The following is a 21,154-nucleotide window of genomic DNA, read 5'->3' as shown; positions in this document are numbered from 1 at the left end:
AGAGAGCTTCGGAAATTCATTTAAAGCCCAATCTAAGGAACACGAAATAGAAGAGCTGGTGCTGGATAAGCAAGTGGACTTTGAATAAAAAGTAAGGCCTGTAAAGTAGGAGGGATTAAAGTCATGTCCAGACGAATTATTGTAACAGGTGGAGCCATTATCCGTGATGAGTTGGGGAGAATTCTGCTGCAGAAACGCTCTGATTATGGTGACTGGGGGCTGCCGGGCGGAGGAATGGTTGCAGGTGAAACCATTGAAGAAACAATGATACGTGAAGTAAGGGAAGAAACAGGGCTTGAAGTTATACAGTACGCGTTGGATACCATCTATTCAGGTCCAAGAATGGAGTATACGTATCCAGATGGAAATCAGGTTGTATTTGTGATGTTCTTATTTAACGTGGAAGCGGAGCTGAAAGGGAAAAGATCTGGAGATGGCAGTACTCTTCTTTATAAGGATGAACATAATGAATCGCTTCAGCTTGTCTTTAAGTCGTTGGAGGAGATACAGATAGAAGATATTAATCAGGTACAGAAGCCGGTGTTTATGGATTTAAAGCTGAGTAAGGGAACGATCTTAAGGACTTAGACCTTAAACTGACGGTAATGCTGATCCGATAAACACGAACCGAGGAGGACGAGTAATGCCAGATGAGCTGTACCCTTTCTTTGATATTCAAATGGTAAAAATCCCTGAAGGAAATGTTGAATTAAGAGATGACCGGAAGAATACGAGATGGAATGTCGAGATAAAGCCATTTCTCCTTGGAACGTACCCTGTAACGATGGAATTATACGAATTTGTAGACCAGGATTCTGCTGCATCTTTTTCTGGTAATCAAAAGCCTATTGTAAATGTGTCATGGCATGACGCCATACTATTTTGCAATAAACTATCGTTGAAAATGGGGCTAACTGCCTGCTATACCATCAACGACGAACAAGTAACCTGTGTTTGGGAGGCGAACGGATACCGGTTGCCTACAGAAGCTGAGTGGCAATATGCATGCAAAGCTGGATCGAATGGCTACAGATACGGTGAACTAGATCGGATTGCTTGGTATGATGCCAATTCCGAAGGCAAGGTTCACGTTGTCGGTGAAAAGGAGCCAAACGCTTGGGGGCTGCATGATATGTTAGGAAACGTCTGGGAGTGGTGCTGGGATCTATATGATGAACAGGTTTACGGTTCCTATCGCATTTTCAGAGGTGGAAGCTGGGCAGAAGAAGCTAGAGGATGCGGTGCTAGCTGCCGCCGGCGGAGCCATCCGACTTTCCGTATTGATGACCTCGGGTTTCGCTTGGCAAGATCCATATGATGCTAGAGAGTGTTAATTAATATTCTCAATGCTTGAAGCCACAGAAGAGAAACGAATCAATACAATTTGATTGACAAACTAGGATAGATCATTGCAATTGATTATCATTTTAAAAAGTGTAGTATGGATGGAGAATGTTCAAGTTTAACTGAAACGTTAAATAAAATTCTCCCTCGCCCTCAAATCATCCTAATAATATAGGAGAGTGAATAACGTGTCGGCCTCCAATTTAAAAATCTGCAGCAAGGGTCATCAATATGTTAAAAAGAGCGATTGTCCAACCTGTCCGATCTGTGAGCAGGAGAGAAAGCCGAGTAACGGATTTTTATCTCTTCTCTCGGCGCCTGCGAGAAGAGCCTTAGAACATCAGGGCATTACGACACTACAGCAGTTGTCTAGCTACAGTGAAAAAGAAATCTTAGCTTTGCACGGTATGGGTCCGGCATCAATGCCTAAACTCAGGAATGCGCTGCAGGAACAAGGATTATCTTTTAAGCAAATCAAATAATCATGGGCTAGAAGGTGCAGTATGGAGCGCATAACCAAAATACGTGAAGAAGAAAAAAAGTATCATGATAACTGCTATAAGAATAGTTTGCTGTTCGAACCAGGATCATGGCTGCATAAGCCTGTGAAGACCGTTATGGATCTGTTAGATGAATATAACGATTGCGAATACTTGAGCGTATTAGATTTGGGATCAGGTGTAGGCAGGAACAGCATCCCTATTGCTCAATCGTTAAAACAACGAGATGGCAGAGTCGTGTGTGTGGATCTATTAGAATCAGCTATCTCAAATTTAAGAGAATATAGCAAGCAGTATGAGGTTGAACATCTTCTGGAGCTGAAGTTGTCAGATATTGAGAAGTTCACGATAATGGAAAAGGAATATGATCTGATCATTTCCGTATCTGCGTTAGAGCATGTACGATCTGAAGACATACTACTCAAGAAGCTTGCCGAGATGATCAATGGCACAAAACAATTTGGCAGTCATTGTATCGTGATGAGCAGCAATATCCGAGAAGAAGTACTGGATACAGGAGAGGCATTAGATCCTATGTTCGAGTTGAATATTTCCACTCCTAAATTAATGGAGTTGCTGGATCACCTATACGATAGCTGGGAAGTCAAGACGAGACTCGTTAAGAAACTGGAGTTCGTGATTGATCGAGATGGACGTGACGTAAAGCTGTCCTCGGACTGCATAACCTTTGTAGCAAGAAGAATTGTTTAGAATACAAGATACTTAACCTATCGGAAAATGAAATCACATTTCACAGATTCAGTTGTACTCAACGTTATGTTGAAGGGAGTGAGGGTTTAAGATGACCATCCACCAACCGTGTATCCTAATCATTACGGGCATTATGGCTAGTGGCAAATCAACCATTGCCCAAATGATTGCTGAACAGTTTGAGAACACCGTGCATTTGCGCGGGGATATTTTTCGAAAAATGATCGTTAATAATCGTAAAGAGGTTCAACCAGATGCGGAATATGATGAACTAGAACAGCTGCGCCTAAGATATCAATTAACGGCACATGCAGCAGATCGTTACTATGAAGCGGGATTTACGGTTATTGTACAGGATGTTATCGTAGGGCCGATGTTAACCGAATTTCTATCATTTATGATTACTCGCCCTTTGTATGTAGTTGTGCTATGCCCTGATCCAGCAGCTGTAAGTAAGCGAGAAGCGGATAGAGCAAAGAAGGGATATGGAATCTGGACAGTGGGGGCGCTGGATCATGTACTGAGACAAGAAACTCCACATATTGGCATGTGGTTGGATTCCACTGCTCAGACACCAGAGCAAACTGCTGCTGATATTTTAAACAGAGTAGGAACCGAAGGCCTTATTAACTAAGAAGGAAATGACGGTTAGCTAATTTAATATGTGATGGATATTAACAACGAGACTCTATCATATTTGAGAGGTATAACGATGACCTACCATTCAGATTTAACTACAGCAGAATTGAATCGTTTGAGTAGCTTTCTTGAATATTTCCAAGATCCGAATCAGGAGTTCTATAGGATTGAAAATGGATATGTTAATGAAAGCAAAGAAGTTGGCGAGTTTCGCAACGCGCTAAACGACACGGGGTTCTTATTACTATTTGATTGGCACGCATGGCTATCTGAGAACGACGAGTATCGTGATCTAGAGCATGACATTCAAGATAAGATAATGAGTGCTGATCTAGAAACACTTAGGAAACTGATGACCAGTTATATCCGCGGCGACCGATTCAATGAAGGATTATTTGCTCGGGTATGTGAAACGGGGAATGTTGGAGCTATTTTACGAAGAGTGAAAGATTTGCTGAGTCCAATTTAGTAACATGCGGAGGCTGGAATGGAATTTTCTCAGATAGAGAGACGTCTTAAGATTGCCCTTGATATGATTCGAGTGAATGATAATTATCTATTACAAGAAGACGTGAATGAACGAAGTATTACGCATAAATTAGCTATGTATTTGGAGCACACATTTGGTAAAGCGTATGATGTTGATTGTGAATACAATCGAAATATCGATCATCCTAGTAATCAGAAGCGGATCATGCTATCCGAATATAGATTAGAAAGTGATCGTCAGACTATAATCGAAGATGTTGTTGAGAGAACCGTATATCCTGATATTATTGTACATAAACGAGGAAAGAATACCCATAATCTACTTGTTGTAGAAGTAAAGAAATCGAGCAGTTATGTTTCAGAAGAATATGATCATGAGAAACTCAAACTTTATACGAGTTTAAATTCACCTGCATCATTAAGATACAAATACGGAGTTTTTATCAAGTTTCATGTTAAAAGTCAGAATTATGTTGAGCCTGAGATTGTCTACTTTGAGAAAGGTCGAGTGTCGACAAGATAGTTCATAACTTGATTATTTTATTAAGGTATACTTGAAATCAATAACTTCTTTACAAGACTCAGATCAGTGGCTGTCTATTTCTGAATTAGATTTTTTTGCTTACCTTGTATGTAAAACTGATCATAAATAGAACTTCGACACCTACTGACTCAACCTCGTGTTTAATTGGTTGGGTCATTTTTTGCATTGTGCCTGTAATATGGATCGGAGAGGTATTAGGGTTTGAAGTGTTGGAACCCGATTTACAGAAAGAAAAAGAAGAAATACATATGAAAGATATGTATGCCATAGAGCTGCTTGATCCTCAAGTTCAAAAAGGGATTGAAACGACAATAAAGTACTTTGAAGAAAAGAAACCATTTTTTATCTATCCAGAAGACACGGCTTCTCTCCCCAGTCAAGTATCCTTTGGTAAGATGAACAACGAAAATAACGAAATCTGACGATTGAGGTGCATGTATGAGGTTAAGGAGGTAACCGATCAATTCCAATTCATGCTACTTCAATTGGAAAGCATGAATACATTCATATTCGACATTGAAGATACCTTCAAATATATGGTACGACAGTTATATGGCATACCATATGAAGAGAGGCAGAAAAAGATGATCGAACTTACAGCAGAGAGTTATTCGAAGATTCGTCCATATCTTGCACATAAAGAGAGAGACTTTATATTTGTATTTGTTCATGCCGTGTTGGATCGTAATCAACCAGGCAAGATTTTAGTAAATAACATGGATCATCCAACTGCTGGGCTAGTTATCAGTCAAGGTGGAAAGTACTATCTTTTTGGAGAGGAGCAGGATTCAACTTTTTATGGTGAAATCCTTGAATTCTTATCTAATCCTGAGCACCATAGTCATTTTTATGACCTGTATTGTTCATCTGATGCTTGGTTGCATAAAATAAAAGACGACTTGATCAACAATGTCGTAGAGTTAAAAAGATCCCACTACATATTAGAAGAGAACATGAATAATTCTGACGATCGCAATAATCTATCCTCGTCATTTGAGGTGCGCGAGGTCAATCCTGAATTATTTGACAAATATCGAGATGAGGTTGATTTCTCTTATTCGCTGTTGTGGGGGTCTGGAGAAGCTTACATAGAGAAAGCATTCGGTTATGGAATCGTAAACGACCTTGGTTATGTTGGCGCATGTCATACGTTTTACATTGGCGGTGGATATATTGAGCCAGATATTCTAACCGTTGAAGCTTATCGAAAACAAGGAATTGCATATAAACTCTGTATGGAATTTATCAGACATAGCAGAGAACGGGGCTTAGTTCCTTACTGGGACTGTGATGCAGGAAATATTGCATCTCATCATTTAGCTAGAAAACTAGGTTTCACCAAGGTTGGTGATCTGCCCATCTTATGGTGGCATGAGAATCAACAAGTGATTTCAAGGTATCAAGAGAAATATCATTACACTAACTAACATTTTCTGTAACAAGGGGATATCGATGTCATCCAATCAAGCATTAATCATCATAGATGTCCAGAACGGAATGTTTGTTGAATCAGATCCAGTATTTGAAGGTGATGCACTCCTTCATAAGCTGCAGACTTTAATTAAGAAAGCTAGATTGAAGCGCATTCCTATATTTTACATCCAGCATAATGAAGAAGAAGGCTATCCGTTAGAGCAAGGTTCAGAAGGATGGTTGATCCATCCTGCAGTAGAGCCACAGGAACAGGATATATTGGTTCAAAAGTTCACTCCTGATGCTTTTCACGAAACGAGCTTAAAGCAGGAGCTTGATCGGCAACAGATAGATGAGTTAGTGTTAGCAGGCATTCAGACGGACCTTTGTGTAGATACAACATGCCGAAGGGCAGCAAGTCTAGGATATAAAGTAACATTGGTTAAAGACGCACATAGCACTTGGCCTTCAGGTGAGCTGACTGCTGAGCAGATTATTCGTCATCATAATCAAGTGTTGAAATGGTTTTCTATTGTGAAGAGCATTGAAGAAGTTTATTTTGATTGTGGATAAAAGGCTGTTCGTTTGTTTCACATAGTTGAGATTGCTATAAGGACATCTTTACATACGAACATACATTTGGTATGATTGATTTGGTTAATTATACCTATAATGGAGGCGTAATATGGGAAAGGTCGTGTTATTTGAACTTAACAGCCAAGATCCAGAACGCGCAGCAGCCTTTTATTCATCAGTGTTTGGTTGGAAGATTGCGGAACCCAACTGGGGGTACTATCCTGTAACCACCGGTGATGCTCAAGCGTTAGGCATACATGGAGGAATATCGAAGGGTCCTCAAGATTTCCCTCATGGTACACGCATTCAAATTGAAGTAGACAACATCGAGGAAACGATTCAACAATGTGTAGAGCAAGGGGCTCAAATCTTGAGAGATACGATGGAGTTTGACGATTTCTATCTTGCTTACTTAGTTGACCCTGTAGGGATTGGGATTGGATTGATTCAGTATAAAAAATGACGCACCGCTGGTGTTAGGAAGGATCTGCAAAGCAGGTCCTTTTTTAACTTTACAAGGAGCACAAAGATTAATGTCATGAATGCACGAATTACAAATAGAACTTGGGAGACTAAGAAGCATGATGATTGACAGCCAAGAATATGACTTGAACGGCATGAGATATAAGATCCGATCAGCTATTGCCGGTGATGCTAGGAAATTATCCAAGCTTCGATTGCAAATCGATGGCGAAACGGAGCATCTGGATAGAGAAAGAGGCGAAGCATATATCGATCCATTAGGATTTGAACTTTTGATTCAATCTGATACTGAAAGATTAAGAAACCTATTTCTTGTCGTTGAAGTGAACGATGAGCTTGTTGCTTATTCCAGATGTGAAGGCAATGACTTGAAAAGGTACTCACATAAGGTTGAGTTTGGCGTGTGCGTTCGGAAAGACTACTGGGGCTTTGGCATCGGCAAAAACCTTCTACAGCGTTCCATCGAATGGGCTGATCGAAGCAACATTTTGAAAATGACGCTGTCCGTGTTAGAAACGAATCATAAAGCAGTCGAGTTATATAAAAGATATAGCTTTGTAGTTGAAGGGATACTAAGGAATGATAGAGTGCTGGCTTATGGGAATTACTATAACACAATTGTGATGGGAAGATTAAACGATAAGTCTATATAATATCATGGCAAAGTGACTTTAAGTTTTGGTTTTATATAGGAGTAGATATAGTGATTATGCATGGAAAAAGGGGAGTAAGATGATGCCAACGATCGTTAAAGGACCTTATCTGCAGCATCCAACGGTAAGTTCAATGACCGTCATGTGGGAAACAGCGGAGCCAGCGACATCACAGGTGGATATCTACCTAGCGGAACGAATTCATAGCGGGCATCAAGGCAATTACAAGACGCCACAGCAGCTCCTCTCAACGCATTCTTGTCATACATACACGACCATACATCAGATCACGATAGATAACTTGGAACCCAGTACCATTTATTTTTATCAATTGAAGTCAGAGAATGCAGAGGGAAGTGTAGAATCAGGACGGTATCCGTTGAAAACGGCAGTGCCAAAAGGGGAGCCCTTCTCCTTTACAGTGACGAGTGAAACCGGCGGATTTAGCGGTTTTGACAGGTCGAATGGCCGTATCAATCAGAATATTTTTCAGCAAATGCAGCGATATCGTCCAGACCTGACCCTCTTTATTGGTGACATCGTGAATGATGGCCATCGTTATGAGGACTGGGAGACGTATTTCTTTGGCCCTGGTCAGAGCTTCTTGCTGAGCACGCCATTCTACAGCTGTTTAGGAAATCATGAAAGCAACGCATCCTGGTATTATGATTTTTTTGCTTTTCCTGCCCCAAAGAACTATTACTCTTTTGATTATGGTGATGTGCACTTTACTTGTTTAGATAGTACGTCATTTATTAAACCGAATAACTATCCTCATGCCGATGAAGAAATCTATGCAGGTGAACAGGTTGATTTCCTACTAAAAGATTTAGAATCGGCGGATGCGACATGGAAGATTGTATACTTCCACTATCCACCTTATGTGTCTGGAGGGTATCAGGTGGAGGATTTACGAAAACTAAGCCCAATATTTGAGAGATATGGCGTTGATCTCGTCTTTAACTCCCACACGATCGTATATGAGCGTAGTCATCCGCTGAGCGACAATCATATTGATGAGAATAATGGAGTTGTGTATGTTGTTGCGGGAGGTGCCGGAGCGATGCCGGAATGGCTGCTGCCGAAAAGAGAATGGCATACTGCACAATCCTTAGCGGTGCCTCACTTTCTTCAAGTCGTAGTCACTCCTGATCGACTGAGTTTATATGCCATCGACGAAGAGGGAAAGCTTTTTGATACTTTCATCGTAAAGAAAGGGCAAGATGGGCATAAGGCATTTTTCTAGCAAATGTCATGATGGATGATGAAGATCGGAGGTGATCAGAATGAGTCTTTGTTCTTCTGACTCTGCACGGAATGAGGTTAGGAAGGTGCTACTACATTATATTAAATGATCGAGGTACAACGATGAATAGCAAAACGACTCTTTACCTTGTTAGACATGGCCAGACTGAGTGGAATGTACTTCATAAGATGCAGGGGCATCAAGATTCGTCTTTAACGGCGCTAGGCATTAAGCAGGCGCAGTGGCTTAGTGATGCGTTGAAAGACATGCAGATTGAGGTCATCTGCTCGAGTACAAGCCTTAGAGCAAGGAATACTGCCGAAATCATTCGTAGAGATCGGAAAGTCGAGATTGAGGAATGTGACGAATTCAGAGAAATCAACTTAGGTGTCTGGGAAGGGAAGACGCAATCAGAAGCAAAGGAAGATTATCCTGAAGCCTTTGATCAATTTTGGAATAGACCTGATAATTTCTTGGTTGAGGGGAGTGAAACGTTTAACGAAGTGTTAACCCGTGCTCACTCCAAGCTTAAGCAAATCATGACTTCTAATCAAGGAAAGAGCATACTGCTTGTTACACACACAGTTGTAGTCAAAGTGCTCATGGCATACTTTGAAGGTCGGCCGATGAACGAGATTTGGAATCCTCCTTATATTCATCCAGCTTGTCTATGCAAAGTCGAGATTGACCCTTCAGGTGTAAATATCATATTGCACGGAGATACGAGTCATTACCAAGAGAAGCCTTCCATGGATTAAACATGATGAAAAAAAGAAAGCAGATCAGGCTTCATGCCATCTGTTTTCTTTTTTTACCCTATTTTGAAGGATAATAAATGGTCATGCTTATGCGGGTCAAGGTATCGCCAGGGTTGGAATACAGGTGGGGCCGATCAGCTTTAAAACGAATAGAGTCTCCGCTATGCAGGTGATGCACATGATCATTTACTTGAATAATCAATTGTCCTTCAAACACGGTGATATACTCCTCTGTACCGTCTTTATGAGAATCTGAGCTCAGCTCCCCTTGTGCTTCAATTTCTACACTATATATCTCAAAGTGTCTATCCTCTTGATAGAGAAATGAGGGGTAGACTCGATATTTTCCGCTATCCTCCGTTAGAACTTTCATTTCATTGCGCAGCACTACTTTTGCTTCCTGCTCAGGTTCATTAATCAACGAAGTGAACGAGATCTTTAGCCCATTGGCAATCTTCCAGATGGTCGTTATGGTAGGGCTGGATTCACCTCTCTCAATTTGACTGATCATCGTTTTGCTTACACCACTCAACTCTGCGACCTTTTCCAAGCTTAGCCTTTCTTTCTCGCGAATAGCCTTTAAGTTTTTTGCAAGAGTATATTGAATGTCTTCCATTCCGTTCACCTCACGGTATTTACGTTATAACGAACGTTATGTACAATATATAGAAAATTCACTATTGTGTACGTTTTGAACATTATAACATACTCTAGAAGGAGGTTCTAAAATGCCGATTATATCATTCCTATTGTTTGTCGTCGTCAGCAGCTTTACTCCTGGTCCGAACAATATCATCGCAATGGCGTTTGCTAATCAAATTGGTTTGAAACGTTCTTTAATTTTTTGTGCTGGGGTAGGCGGAGGATTTTTCGTTATAACGTTGTTATGTACCATATTTAATCTGCTGCTCACCAATCTTCTGCCAGTTATTGAGACACCGCTAATGATATTTAGCGCTGCCTATATGCTCTATTAAGCATACAAAATATTGACTAGCAATAGTCATAACCGTGACCAGGAACCAACACACAAGAACCTTTTTTGGATCGGAGCCTTGATGCAGTTCATTAATCCCAAAGGCATTTTGTACAGTATTGCAGTAGTAGCCACGTATATCCTTCCTTATTACACCACTTATTTTAGCTTTTTCGTGTTCGCCTTGATTTTAGGCTTTGTTGGTTTCCTGAGCACCTTTAGCTGGAGTTTATTTGGCTCCCTTTTTCAATCCTTTATATCAAAGCACAGAAAACCGTTCAATATCATTATGGCCTTGCTGCTTGTTTATTGTGCAGCATCAATCATTTATCCTTAGAGATTCATTCGCTATAATGTCCAGAGAGACTAGAAGGCTTCTGTCATATTTGTCCAAGTTCAACGGTTTATGCTAGTCTATAAGCATTAAGAAGAACGAAGTGATAGAAAAGAGGTTGAACCGCATGATCATTGAAGCTAAAGCGTTATGGCAAAGCCTAATAGATAAGGGATCCGCGAAGGATAGTCAATTTGAACAAGGGCTTATGCTGCAAGAAGGGGCAGCTGAAGATGAGTTTTTGGAATTGGAAATAACATTAAATGTTAAGCTGCCAAAAGAAATGAAGGCATTCTACCAGATACATAATGGTCAAAAGGATGATCTTGGAATAAACGCATTTGTACGGAATCTTACTCTTTCCCCTATCTCGGAAATTATCGAGAATTGGGCATTTTTGCAGGAAGAGTTTGATCCTGACGAATTAGAGCTTGAGGCTGATCAGAAAGTGAAGCCTGTCCTATGGAGCCCGAGCTGGATTCCTATCGCTCACAATGGAGGCGGAGATTATCTTTGTCTCGATACTGATCCGGAAGAGGATGGGCGATATGGACAAGTCCTTTATTTTTGGCATGATTGGGGAAAGCGTGCTGTAGAGGCGGAACACTTATTTGCATTTATCAGAATGTGCTTAGAGGAAGAGAATGATTAGTATTTGCTTTGTTTACAGGAGGGATAGACTTGAAATACATTAAAGCAAAAGGCATTGAAGAAAACGAAGTTTATTATTTTGAAGTGGATGAGCGAATGGTTGCTTATCGACAAGTTACGTTAGAAGAAGGAGAGTGCAAGGTATCAATCGCGCCAGACTTTCATTTGATTGAGACGGAAGTAGAGCTTTTTGAAGGAGATGAAGAGATACCCAAAGAGGAGTTTCTTCAAGTATGGGAAAAAGCCGTTGAACCGTATGCACCTTCCTGGAAGAGAACAAAGCAACAAATGAACATTTCGGATACGGTAATCGGAAGAATCGAAATGTTTTATCCTCAAGGCGCAATCATTCGATTAGGTCGAGATGCATATGCCATAACGGACTATTCTGAACTTAAACGACATACGGATCCTGCTCATATGTATCTTGGTTATAAGGTTGAGGGGAAGATAACGGGTTATGATGAGCAGAATTATTGGCTAATTCTCGATCATTGCAAGGTCACCGGCGAGACATTCGATGCATCACAATTTTAGCCTGTATGACAGGGTTCAGATAGGATGAGTTAATGCTGAACCTTCTCATTTGAAAAAATCGATCATAATCAAATCGTAACAAGAATTTGTGATGGCAGCGATGTAACATAAAATGAAATGGATGAACTTAGAAATGTACATGATTGATGAAAGGAATAAAGAGATGAGCACCTATGTATTTTATCCGATGACTACAGAAGTGGCTTCAGCAATCTGTAAGTGGAAGTATCCGGAACCTTATTCTCTTTACAACATGGATGCTGGAAGCGAATGTACCGATGAAATGATGTCAGGCATGTATTTCTATGCGTTAGATCAGGAGAGCAATCTTGCAGGGTACATATGTGCTGGGCATGCGGCTCGTGTTCCTGGTGGATATGCAAATGGCTTATATGATGATAACGAATGTTTGGATATCGGCCTCGGGCTAGACCCTGTTCGAACAGGGTTCAAAAAGGGGCCTTGCTTCATAAGTAAAGTAGATGATCAGGAACTAGAGTTTATGGCTATGACCTATTCTTTAGAGTTATAACACAAGATAATAGAAACTCTGCAAGATCAATATCCCGTACACCGTGGAACACAGGACAAGAGTGGCTGGATCAATTCGAAAATCAGGGGGGAGTTAGAGAATGGGGCAGTATGTGCATCCTGATTTTACACGTTGTGCGGTAATTACGATTGATACTCAAAATGATTTCAGCTTGCCAGGTGCGGTTGCGGAGATAAAAGGAACATATGAAGTGCTACCTCAAATGAAGAAATTGTTATACCTATGCAGAACGATGGGGATACCAATCATTCATGTCATAAGGCTTTATAAAGATGATGGCTCCAATGCAGATATTTGCCGTAGAGCACTTATCGAAGCGGGAACAGCAATCGTAAGGCCCGATAGCTTTGGTGCTGATCTTGTAGAAGATATTAAGCCGCTAAAGACCATTCGCTTCAATCACCATAGCTTGCTCGAAGGGAATATTGAATCCATTGGCCATCAGGAGTGGATTATGTATAAGCCTAGATGGGGAGCTTTTTATCAGACGCCATTAGAAGAATTTCTACAAGAGCATGACTTGGATACATTAATTTTCATCGGCTGCAATTTCCCTAACTGTCCAAGAACCAGCATGTATGAAGCGAGCGAACGAGATTTTAAGATTGCTATGGTCCAGGATGCCATGTCAGGCGTGTATCCCAAAGGACTTGAAGAAATAAGAAATATAGGTGCAGCGGTATATACCACTGATGAGATCATTCAAGAGCTTAAAGGCGTTAGGCGTCCTTTGATGTAGAAAATTGAAGTTCGGGAATAAGAGAGGTGAATGATTTGAAAAACAATAAAGTAGAGCTGGGAAAGATAAGCAAGTATCTGAGTTATATTCTAAGACATAATCCAAGTGCAGCCAATCTTCAGCTTGATCCGAAGGGTTGGGCTGATATTGATCTTCTCATTCAAAATAGTGATGCTTCTTATCAGATCACTTACGAAAAGATCAAAGAAGTTGTAGCAACGAATGAAAAACAACGGTTTGCTATGTCTCAAGATGGCAAGAAGATAAGAGCGAACCAAGGGCATAGTATCCAAGTAGATCTAGACTTAACGGAAACCACTCCTCCGCCATTTTTATATCATGGGACAGCTGTTCGATTTTTACAAAGCATTGAGCAGGAGGGACTAAAGCCTATGCAGAGGCATCATGTTCATTTAACGGAGGATATAGCTATAGCACGTTCAGTAGGATCGCGATACGGAGTACCGGTTATTCTCACCATTTCAAGCGGTGAGATGCATAAGCGCGGCTATCCATTCTATTTATCACAAAATGGAGTCTGGTTAACAAATCATGTTGGTCCTGATTTCATTAAAAGGAACGAATAATGATATGTAATATCGTTGCGGAAAGGAATAAATCATGACTGAAACGTTGTCACTTGTTGAACCGTCAAATTTGTATAAAGCGGACTATCTAGAAATGACGTCAGAATGGAGAAGTTCAGGCGAGAAGCTTATCCCATGGGTTCTGAGATTCGACAGTTCTAATTTTCAAATGATGCTTGATGAACTACATCGTTTGAAGCATGATCAGAATCTTGAAGAAGGCAAGGTGAACAGCTCAACCTATTGGCTTCGAAGTTCCAATCAGAAGCTGTTAGGTGCGGTCAATATCAGACATCGTTTAAACGAAGCGCTCTTGAGCATTGGCGGGCACATCGGTTATGGGATTAGACCGACTGAGCGGAAGAAAGGCTATTCAACAGAGCTGCTTCGATTAGCATTAATCGAGGCGAAGGCGCTTGGAATAACAAAGGCACTTGTCACCTGTGATAAGGACAACGTTGGTTCGGCAAGAACAATTATGAATAATGGTGGAGTCTTGAGTTCAGAAGCAATCGTAGATGGGGTGGAAATTCAGCGGTATTGGATGGATATTGAATAAGCTACATACACAAACCCTAATATTTCAAATAGGAGGATTCAGTGAATGAGTCATTATGTAGGTATTGATATCGGTGGAACAAAGATGTACATGTTTGCTGAGATTGATGGCAGCATGAAAGAGCACATGGTTCCAACAGGAAAAGATTGCTCGCTTGCGTACTTAAAGCAGGAAATAGATAGATTCATTGAGCATTTGGATGCAGTTCCGGCAGGTGTTGGTATCGGTCTTGTCGGGTTAGTCAAAGGCAATGATCGCGTCCAGTTTAGCGATATGTCTGTACTGAATGGCGTTACGACAGAGTACTTTTCTGAGGGCCGTTATCCTGTTGTATTCCTTAATGATGTGAAGGCTGCTACACTGGCAGAATCCATTCACTATCCTGATCATCATACGGTTGCAGTACTGATGGCAGGAACAGGCTTAGCCGTTGGTGTCGTATCTGAAGGTAAACTGCTGCAAGGTGTCTCAGGGTGGTCGGGTGAGCTCGGATATACATTAGTATCTGTAAACGGAGAAGCAAAAAAGATCGATCAATTAGCGAGCGGCATGGCTATTCTTCAGCAAGCGGGTGTCCACGTAGAGGAGTTTCTGGAGCAGCTTGAAAAGGATGATGAATCTGCACGATCCATTGTAGAGCAAGCAGGCTACTACTGTGGACTTGCGATAACGAATCTTATTCATTTATATAATCCAGATGTGCTTGTCATTGGAGGAAGTACGGCTACATATAAAGGCTATTTGGACAAAGCGTTGGCTGTTGTAAAGCAGTATACGCTGCCAGATCTTTACGCAGCTTGCAGCATCGTGAACGCTAAAGGTCAAAGAAGAACCGTTGCGCTCGGTGCTCGAGTATTTGCACGCTTACAGTTTGCATAACAAGCTGAACATATGGTCTTTCACCAAGGGAAACCCTTATTCTAATTTGGAAAAAACGAAAAGAAGTGAATGGTCCAAAGACAGATATATTGCGCATGTGTTTTAGTAGAAGAAGGAGCACGAAAGCAATACGATGTGAGGTGAGGAGATTTGTCTCCATATAAGATTAGACCCATTACCGATGGTGATATTCCGTTTCTGTGGGAAATGCTTTATCAGTCGTTATATGTAAAAGAAGGGGAGAAGCCTTTTGATCGCATCATCCTTCAGGAGCCGGATATCGCGAAATACGCGGCGGATTGGGGGAGAAAAGGAGATCTCGGCTTTATTGCTGTGAATGCAGAGGGACAACCAATTGGTTCCATAACGATACGTACATTTACGGGTACCAACAAGGGCTTTGGGTATGTTTCAGATGAAGTCCCAGAAATAGGGATGGCTATCTTGCCATCTTATCGCGGAATGGGCATCGGGAGCGCTTTGTTACAGCAATTATTCAATGAGCTTAGAGTCAGAAAGATTAATAGAGTATCGCTCAGTGTAGATCCCCTTAATACAGCAGCAGTCAAGCTGTACATAAGGTATGGATTCAAAGAAGTAGAGACAGTGGGCACTTCTGTAACAATGGTAGCTGAAGTGTAGATCACAATCACATGCGAAAATATGGCTACATGCAGAAAGGTGAATAACATGATCACAATTCAAAGAGTGGTGTACAAAGAGAAGTCTATTCTACGCAATCTTCTCCAGTTCTATCACTATGATTTTAGTGAATTTGAACCTGAGCTGGATATTAATGCAGCTGGATTATACGAATATAAGTATTTGGATCATTACTGGACGGAGGATTCCCGACATCCATTCTTCATCAAGGTTGGCGAGCAGCTTGCAGGGTTTGCGCTGATACGCGAAATCGGAAGATTGGATAACGATAACCCGATCTATTCGATGGCTGAGTTTTTTGTCATGAGGAAATATAGAAAGACAAAGGTTGGCCAAGGCGCAGCTCATCAGTTATTTCAGCACTTTCCGGGTATTTGGAAGGTAGGGCAGATTGAAACGAATATACCTGCACAGACATTTTGGAGAAAAACCATTTCACGATACACGAACGGTCATTATGATGAAATTAGAGAAGAGGATTGGGATGGACCGATTCAGAAGTTTTCTTCTATTGAGCTGTTTGATTAATATCAAAATGAGCCCATCACCGTTGCATTGAAAGGGATGATCATCTCTGCTTCCATAGCGGATGGGCTACAGTCTTCTTGATCATATTAAGCTATACTGGTCATATTTCGTTCTTCTCGAATTCATAATCCCGTTCGACTTTACAAATTCTTGTTTTATAGCTCAGATACCAATCAGACATCCCTTGTCTTTGAGCGACCAAATGTCGTTCATTTTGTTTCCACTGCCGAATAGCCTCAAGAGACTCCCAATAGGATACCGTAATACCTACCGCTTCTCTTGCACTCTCTGCACCTAGGAATCCAGACTGGACAGATGCTAGCTTCAGCATTTCGTCAGCCATTTTCGCATAACCGTTGTCTCCATCCGTTCGTTCAGACGTAAAAATGACGGCATAATAAGGGGGTTGTGGTGTTTTGGCAATCTTAGTCATGTCTTAGCCTCCAGTTATGTATTACAACGAGTTGTTCTTGAAGTATGGCTAGTCTAGCTCTTTATTAGCGCACCTTCTGAAATATGCATTAAGGATGTGATCCTATCGCCATCACGAATCGAAGGAAAAGGCCAAATCATCCTCGCACACCCAATAAAAAAAGCCCAAATAGGGCTTTTTTATATATTCACAATGGATTTAATTATAGGGATAACACGAGAAATAAAAATGTTTCATCCTTCAATGATTAGCTTAGCAGAGTGGAAAACATAAGTCTATTCTTTTTAATATATATCATCTAGAGTATACATGTACCGGCCGCGTCAAATCGTTAACCTGGAGGTCTACATGTCCAAAGCAATATGGTCTAACAAGGCAGCAGCATTTTTTCGTTTTGACCCGCTTTCATTGAAGCTGATTAGCCGCTCGACAAATGATGTATATCGGTGTTTGCAGGATGGGAAGCCCATTATTCTAAGAGTCTCAGAACGTCATTTAGCGGCTGTAGATGCGGAACTTGAGTGGATTTTCTACTTATATACTCATGGATTAGATGTATCCTTACCAATCAAAGGTCATGATGACCGTTACTCGCTATTTATTCAAAATAAAGATTCGAATTCTTTTACTACGATCACCGCTTTTGAAATGGTAAGGGGCAAATGCCCTGATCCTCATGATCCATCACTATGGGGTCCCAACCTATTCAATAAATGGGGCGAGACGATGGGGAAGATGCATCATGCATCAACCACGTTCGTACCGAAAAAAGGTAAGCGGGATGAATGGCATAGGCTTCAGATTAACAATCCTTTCTTGCATCAAGGGAAGTATGTTCTGCTTGTTGAGAGAATGAGGTCCTTAGAGAAGGTGATCTCAACATTGCCCAAGGACCGCGGATCCTATGGCTTCGTTCATTATGATCTTCATCCCTATAATTTCTTTATACACAACGGCGAGCTGTCGATCTTTGATTTCGATGATTGCTTATATGCTTGGTTTGCCTTGGATATTGCCATTGCAGCGGTTCATGCTTCATGGGTAGGGTGCCCGAAGCACAATCGGCAATCTAAAAATGAGTTTTCAAGAGTTTTTCTAGATTCGTTCATGACCGGTTATTCTACAGCTCATAGTCTTGAACCTTTTTGGATAAAGCAGATCCCCATGTTTATGGATTACAGGAACATTTCTTCTTACTTCTGGTGGCTCAATAATTGGAATGGAGATGAAGACATGCTCTCTGAGCATCAAAGGGATGTTATTGACTATGCCGTTCAACTAATAGAAACGGGTAAATGCTTTGATGGCTGTGATATTCAGGTTTAACACATCACGTCATTAAAAAAATGGAATTTACAGGAATATGTACGCCTTGTAAAATAGTTGATATAAGAAAAAACGGTTAAACCATGCGACGACTTTTTGAGCTGATAGGAGAACGAGGTGGCGTCGTAAATGAATTAACGTGATCGTAGAGGTTAAGCTTGGATTGCTATGAATGATGAGAATGACCTATAGCTTATCCTTATGATCGAGTATCTTCTATAACATTCATTTATATCATAGGTAGGAGTGTTTCCAAATGAAGCGTCCATTTACATTTTCGCAAATTGGGTATGTATATGTCCCCACAACCAATATTGAGGCCTCCATCTCTTGGTACACCGAGAACTTATCTTTCAAGCTCATGAATAAATTTGAGGACAGGGGATCTTATCTTGCCGTGCTGCACCACCCGCATCAGCATTCGATCGCTTTATTTGCTCATTGAAACTACGGATCAACAATCGTTAAGTATTTTGAGAAATGGCACACCATTTCCAATTATGGCCATGAACTGCCCGGATATTGAATATACTTATAAGCAGCTTAAAGACAAAGGCATTCAAGTTGATGAGCTGCATACGCTAGGAGATGGCGAAGCGAAATACTTCTACTTCAGAGACCTTGATGGGAATCTGTTAGAGGCAGCATGGTCAAGGTGGGATCCGCAGGATGAGATAAAGGAACACTTCTGAGAGAACAAGAGCATAATCCTGTGCGCGTATAAATGAACATAAGGTTGAAGGAGCATGAACAGAATGCAAATAAAGGTTATCTCTGATCTTGAATATACCGTCTCAGGCATTTCAGTCCCTGACTTTAAACATCGAAGATACTGTGTATTTGACTTGGAAGCTACGGGAATAGATGCAGCAACGGAGCATATTACGCAGATTGGAGCTGTAAGGATTGAGAATGGGGAGATTCAAACTGAGCATACCTTTAATTGTCTTGTGAAACCCCCGAAGCCTATTCCTAAAGCAGTGGAGCGTTTTACAGGAATATATAACGCGGCATTAGAACACGCCCCTCGATTTAAAGAGGCATATGAAGATTTTGCTGCGTTTACGAAGGATTGTATTTTGATTACACATGCAGGTTATGAATTTGACCTTCCTTTGTTAGCAAAGGAGTGTGCCAGCAACCACTTAAGCATGCTTGGGAATGATTGTTTAGATACGAAAGCTCTATTTTCTTATCTGCATCCAGAAGATACCCATATCATCAACACGGATTACCTGATTAAGCACTATGCCATTAATGATCAGAATCTAAAAAGGCACGACGCGTCAGCAGATAGTATCCTGATTGGTCGAATTGCGTTAAGGATTATGGAAGAGTTTGAGAATCGAAATCAACAGGATATTGCCCTGCTTGACCCTGTCACGGTAAAAAGATTTCAGATTAATCCGTTGACCTAACGCATGATTGATGTTCACAACATTGCAAGTGAGTTCAGCCCATAAACCAAATAAAGAAAGCAGGTGTTGAGATGTCCTTATCGGTTGAGCAACGTGTGGAACAATTGGGCATACAGCTTCCTTCGGCAAGTGGCCCTGCTGCTAAATACGCAAACACCGTCATAGTAAATGGTCTCCTCTTCGTATCAGGAAAAGGTCCGTCAGGAAACCCTAAGGGAAAGCTAGGCAGTTCCTTTTCGACAGAAGAAGGATATGCATTCGCTAGAGAGACGGGGATAGAAATCCTTGCCGTACTAAAAGAAACGCTTGGTTCACTTGATCGAGTGAAGAGAGTCGTGAAGGCACAGGGCTTTGTGAATGCAGAGTCATCCTTTGAGGAGCATCATAAGGTGTTGAATGGCTTTTCTGATCTCATGATTGATGTATTTGGGGAGAAAGGCCTGCATGCAAGGTCTGTATTTGGAGCAGTTTCTGTTCGTGACAATCTTCCGCTGATTATTGATTCCATATTCGAGGTGTCGGAATGACCATTTGCAGATCGTTTAATGTGGATGATGGATATGAGTAAGCGATATGATGTAATTGGTTCAGGAATACTGCTTTGTTTGAGTATAGTTTTGCTGCTGCTCCTTATCAATAGCGACAATATTCATAGTAAGCCTGTGAATCAGTCCCACAAGTTCGCTCTATATGAATTATCAGGTACAGGACAGAAGTGGGATGTAGAAGGCTATAAAGTAATGATCACAGATACAAAAGTACAAAGGGGATCCGCCCGATTACGCTACAAGGATGAGCCTCGAAAGATCGATCAGTCGAACTATATAAATGTAGTCATCATTGAGGATCAAGAGGAAGTTTTTCAATCCGTTAAAACAAGTACAAATGGACCGGTCTCAATCTTAACAGTGACAAGCGACAGCGGGAGTATTGAAAGCAGCATTTCAGAATATAATCAGCGCCCCGAACGCAGCAATGTTGAGAACACCCAAATAAAAATTAGCTGGACTGACAGCAAGGGCAAACTTCACCAGGAGACCGTAGATCTACATATCAACTATGAATACTCAGGATAATGTAGCCTGAGTTTTTTTCTTTGAATATATAGAACGAATACCACCCTCTTATGATAAGGGATATGGTGCATTATTAATATTAGGATTAAAGTGGTATATGTACCAGTAATATGGTTAATAAGGATTATATCTATTTCATGAACGAAAGGGTGTACTGTCTATGAGAAAGAAGTACGTTCTGGCCATCACGCTGCTCATTGCAGCGATGCTTACGTTGACAGGATGTGTTCCCGGAGATGGGACATACAGCACAGAAGATCCAGCGGGCTTCTTCTGGGGGATCTGGCATGGTTGGGTTGCACCAATTTCACTTATTATCGGTTTGTTCAATGACAGCATTCGTGTATATGAAGTCCATAATACAGGCTGGTGGTACGATCTTGGATTCTATATTGCCGTTATAAGCGGTTTTGGTGGTCTTTCTCTATTCCGCAAGAAAGGGCATCGCGACTAGTATTGAGTATTTTAACCCTCGTTTTCAATATGAAGTGCACCCCATAGAATAGACATTGGAAAAACCTCTGGTTATTCCGATGAAT

Annotated in this window: 31 protein-coding genes and 1 pseudogene; 30 read left to right on the top strand and 2 right to left on the bottom strand. The window is 41.1% G+C overall.

Going from position 1 to position 21,154, the window contains the following annotated elements:
- Positions 1-123: 123 nt before the first annotated feature.
- The 14 genes from I2H74_RS17555 to I2H74_RS17490 all read left to right on the top strand — a co-directional run bounded on the left by I2H74_RS17555 (position 124) and on the right by I2H74_RS17490 (position 9,356).
- Positions 124-588, top strand: a complete 465-nt coding sequence (locus I2H74_RS17555) for an NUDIX domain-containing protein (RefSeq protein ID WP_195575543.1) — start codon at positions 124-126, stop codon at positions 586-588.
- Positions 589-643: 55 nt separating this feature from the next.
- On the top strand, positions 644-1,318 hold the full coding sequence (locus I2H74_RS17550) for a formylglycine-generating enzyme family protein (RefSeq protein WP_195575542.1): 675 nt from the start codon (positions 644-646) through the stop codon (positions 1,316-1,318).
- Between the two features lie 214 nt (positions 1,319-1,532).
- On the top strand, positions 1,533-1,826 hold the full coding sequence (locus I2H74_RS17545; RefSeq protein ID WP_195575541.1) for an RNA polymerase alpha subunit C-terminal domain-containing protein: 294 nt from the start codon (positions 1,533-1,535) through the stop codon (positions 1,824-1,826).
- Between the two features lie 21 nt (positions 1,827-1,847).
- Positions 1,848-2,555, top strand: a complete 708-nt coding sequence (locus I2H74_RS17540; protein ID WP_195575540.1) for a class I SAM-dependent methyltransferase — start codon at positions 1,848-1,850, stop codon at positions 2,553-2,555.
- Positions 2,556-2,646: 91 nt separating this feature from the next.
- On the top strand, positions 2,647-3,189 hold the full coding sequence (locus I2H74_RS17535) for a phosphotransferase-like protein (RefSeq protein ID WP_195575539.1): 543 nt from the start codon (positions 2,647-2,649) through the stop codon (positions 3,187-3,189).
- A gap of 78 nt (positions 3,190-3,267) precedes the next feature.
- The gene (locus I2H74_RS17530; protein ID WP_195575538.1) at positions 3,268-3,663 is read left to right on the top strand and encodes a DUF6508 domain-containing protein; all 396 of its coding nucleotides are present in this window, start codon (positions 3,268-3,270) and stop codon (positions 3,661-3,663) included.
- 18 nt (positions 3,664-3,681) lie between these two features.
- Positions 3,682-4,206, top strand: coding sequence for a hypothetical protein (locus tag I2H74_RS17525; RefSeq protein WP_195575537.1), 525 nt, complete (start codon positions 3,682-3,684; stop codon positions 4,204-4,206).
- A 230-nt stretch (positions 4,207-4,436) separates the two neighbouring features.
- Positions 4,437-4,649, top strand: coding sequence for a hypothetical protein (locus I2H74_RS17520; RefSeq protein WP_229106799.1), 213 nt, complete (start codon positions 4,437-4,439; stop codon positions 4,647-4,649).
- Positions 4,650-4,811: 162 nt separating this feature from the next.
- On the top strand, positions 4,812-5,654 hold the full coding sequence (locus I2H74_RS17515; RefSeq protein ID WP_229106798.1) for a GNAT family N-acetyltransferase: 843 nt from the start codon (positions 4,812-4,814) through the stop codon (positions 5,652-5,654).
- Positions 5,655-5,679: 25 nt separating this feature from the next.
- Entirely contained in the window at positions 5,680-6,213 is a 534-nt protein-coding gene (locus I2H74_RS17510; protein ID WP_195575534.1) for a cysteine hydrolase family protein, read from the top strand.
- 112 nt (positions 6,214-6,325) lie between these two features.
- On the top strand, positions 6,326-6,679 hold the full coding sequence (locus I2H74_RS17505; RefSeq protein WP_195575533.1) for a VOC family protein: 354 nt from the start codon (positions 6,326-6,328) through the stop codon (positions 6,677-6,679).
- A 118-nt stretch (positions 6,680-6,797) separates the two neighbouring features.
- Positions 6,798-7,352 carry a GNAT family N-acetyltransferase gene (locus I2H74_RS17500; RefSeq protein WP_195575532.1) on the top strand — a complete coding sequence of 185 codons (555 nt, stop codon included), beginning with the start codon at positions 6,798-6,800 and terminating at the stop codon, positions 7,350-7,352.
- A gap of 79 nt (positions 7,353-7,431) precedes the next feature.
- Positions 7,432-8,598, top strand: coding sequence for a purple acid phosphatase family protein (locus tag I2H74_RS17495; RefSeq protein ID WP_229106797.1), 1,167 nt, complete (start codon positions 7,432-7,434; stop codon positions 8,596-8,598).
- A gap of 122 nt (positions 8,599-8,720) precedes the next feature.
- The gene (locus tag I2H74_RS17490; RefSeq protein WP_195575531.1) at positions 8,721-9,356 is read left to right on the top strand and encodes a histidine phosphatase family protein; all 636 of its coding nucleotides are present in this window, start codon (positions 8,721-8,723) and stop codon (positions 9,354-9,356) included.
- A 58-nt stretch (positions 9,357-9,414) separates the two neighbouring features.
- On the opposite strand, the gene I2H74_RS17485 is transcribed toward I2H74_RS17490, so the two are convergent.
- The gene (locus I2H74_RS17485) at positions 9,415-9,972 is read right to left on the bottom strand and encodes a helix-turn-helix domain-containing protein (RefSeq protein ID WP_195575530.1); all 558 of its coding nucleotides are present in this window, start codon (positions 9,970-9,972) and stop codon (positions 9,415-9,417) included.
- A 112-nt stretch (positions 9,973-10,084) separates the two neighbouring features.
- Here I2H74_RS17485 and I2H74_RS17480 point away from each other — a divergent pair.
- The 10 genes and pseudogenes from I2H74_RS17480 (at position 10,085) to I2H74_RS17435 (ending at position 16,362) form a co-directional block, all read left to right on the top strand.
- A pseudogene (locus I2H74_RS17480) lies at positions 10,085-10,669 on the top strand (LysE family transporter).
- 124 nt (positions 10,670-10,793) lie between these two features.
- Positions 10,794-11,318 (top strand): SMI1/KNR4 family protein, encoded by a 525-nt coding sequence (locus I2H74_RS17475; protein ID WP_195575529.1) that lies wholly within the window; start codon positions 10,794-10,796, stop codon positions 11,316-11,318.
- 29 nt (positions 11,319-11,347) lie between these two features.
- Positions 11,348-11,854 carry a hypothetical protein gene (locus I2H74_RS17470; RefSeq protein WP_195575528.1) on the top strand — a complete coding sequence of 169 codons (507 nt, stop codon included), beginning with the start codon at positions 11,348-11,350 and terminating at the stop codon, positions 11,852-11,854.
- 133 nt (positions 11,855-11,987) lie between these two features.
- On the top strand, positions 11,988-12,386 hold the full coding sequence (locus I2H74_RS17465) for a hypothetical protein (protein ID WP_229106796.1): 399 nt from the start codon (positions 11,988-11,990) through the stop codon (positions 12,384-12,386).
- Positions 12,387-12,486: 100 nt separating this feature from the next.
- On the top strand, positions 12,487-13,146 hold the full coding sequence (locus I2H74_RS17460) for a cysteine hydrolase family protein (RefSeq protein WP_195575527.1): 660 nt from the start codon (positions 12,487-12,489) through the stop codon (positions 13,144-13,146).
- A gap of 26 nt (positions 13,147-13,172) precedes the next feature.
- The gene (locus I2H74_RS17455; protein ID WP_324254095.1) at positions 13,173-13,733 is read left to right on the top strand and encodes an RNA 2'-phosphotransferase; all 561 of its coding nucleotides are present in this window, start codon (positions 13,173-13,175) and stop codon (positions 13,731-13,733) included.
- 34 nt (positions 13,734-13,767) lie between these two features.
- Positions 13,768-14,292, top strand: a complete 525-nt coding sequence (locus I2H74_RS17450; protein WP_195575526.1) for a GNAT family N-acetyltransferase — start codon at positions 13,768-13,770, stop codon at positions 14,290-14,292.
- A gap of 45 nt (positions 14,293-14,337) precedes the next feature.
- On the top strand, positions 14,338-15,171 hold the full coding sequence (locus I2H74_RS17445; RefSeq protein WP_195575525.1) for an ROK family protein: 834 nt from the start codon (positions 14,338-14,340) through the stop codon (positions 15,169-15,171).
- 150 nt (positions 15,172-15,321) lie between these two features.
- Positions 15,322-15,813, top strand: a complete 492-nt coding sequence (locus tag I2H74_RS17440; RefSeq protein WP_229106795.1) for a GNAT family N-acetyltransferase — start codon at positions 15,322-15,324, stop codon at positions 15,811-15,813.
- Between the two features lie 48 nt (positions 15,814-15,861).
- Positions 15,862-16,362: a GNAT family N-acetyltransferase gene (locus tag I2H74_RS17435; protein ID WP_195575524.1), complete on the top strand. Its 501-nt coding sequence runs from the start codon at positions 15,862-15,864 to the stop codon at positions 16,360-16,362.
- Between the two features lie 100 nt (positions 16,363-16,462).
- Here I2H74_RS17435 and I2H74_RS17430 read toward each other — a convergent pair whose 3' ends face one another.
- Positions 16,463-16,795, bottom strand: coding sequence for an antibiotic biosynthesis monooxygenase family protein (locus tag I2H74_RS17430; RefSeq protein WP_195575523.1), 333 nt, complete (start codon positions 16,793-16,795; stop codon positions 16,463-16,465).
- 348 nt (positions 16,796-17,143) lie between these two features.
- Here I2H74_RS17430 and I2H74_RS17425 point away from each other — a divergent pair, with 348 nt between their 5' ends.
- The 6 genes from I2H74_RS17425 to I2H74_RS17400 all read left to right on the top strand — a co-directional run bounded on the left by I2H74_RS17425 (position 17,144) and on the right by I2H74_RS17400 (position 21,069).
- Positions 17,144-18,121, top strand: a complete 978-nt coding sequence (locus I2H74_RS17425; RefSeq protein WP_195575522.1) for a phosphotransferase enzyme family protein — start codon at positions 17,144-17,146, stop codon at positions 18,119-18,121.
- A 392-nt stretch (positions 18,122-18,513) separates the two neighbouring features.
- Positions 18,514-18,813, top strand: coding sequence for a VOC family protein (locus I2H74_RS17420; protein WP_229106794.1), 300 nt, complete (start codon positions 18,514-18,516; stop codon positions 18,811-18,813).
- 54 nt (positions 18,814-18,867) lie between these two features.
- Positions 18,868-19,539 carry a PolC-type DNA polymerase III gene (locus tag I2H74_RS17415; RefSeq protein WP_195575521.1) on the top strand — a complete coding sequence of 224 codons (672 nt, stop codon included), beginning with the start codon at positions 18,868-18,870 and terminating at the stop codon, positions 19,537-19,539.
- Positions 19,540-19,610: 71 nt separating this feature from the next.
- A complete protein-coding gene (locus I2H74_RS17410; protein WP_195575520.1) occupies positions 19,611-20,066 on the top strand; it encodes a RidA family protein in 456 nt (151 codons plus the stop codon).
- A 33-nt stretch (positions 20,067-20,099) separates the two neighbouring features.
- Entirely contained in the window at positions 20,100-20,615 is a 516-nt protein-coding gene (locus I2H74_RS17405) for a hypothetical protein (protein WP_229106793.1), read from the top strand.
- Between the two features lie 160 nt (positions 20,616-20,775).
- The gene (locus I2H74_RS17400; RefSeq protein WP_195575518.1) at positions 20,776-21,069 is read left to right on the top strand and encodes a hypothetical protein; all 294 of its coding nucleotides are present in this window, start codon (positions 20,776-20,778) and stop codon (positions 21,067-21,069) included.
- The last annotated feature ends 85 nt before the right edge of the window (positions 21,070-21,154 follow it).

Origin of the sequence: Paenibacillus sp. 1001270B_150601_E10, assembly GCF_015558675.1 — a bacterium.
Lineage (GTDB): Bacteria > Bacillota > Bacilli > Paenibacillales > Paenibacillaceae > Paenibacillus_B.
Note: the sequence above shows the minus strand (reverse complement) of the source record. Positions and strands in the feature narration are given on the sequence as shown.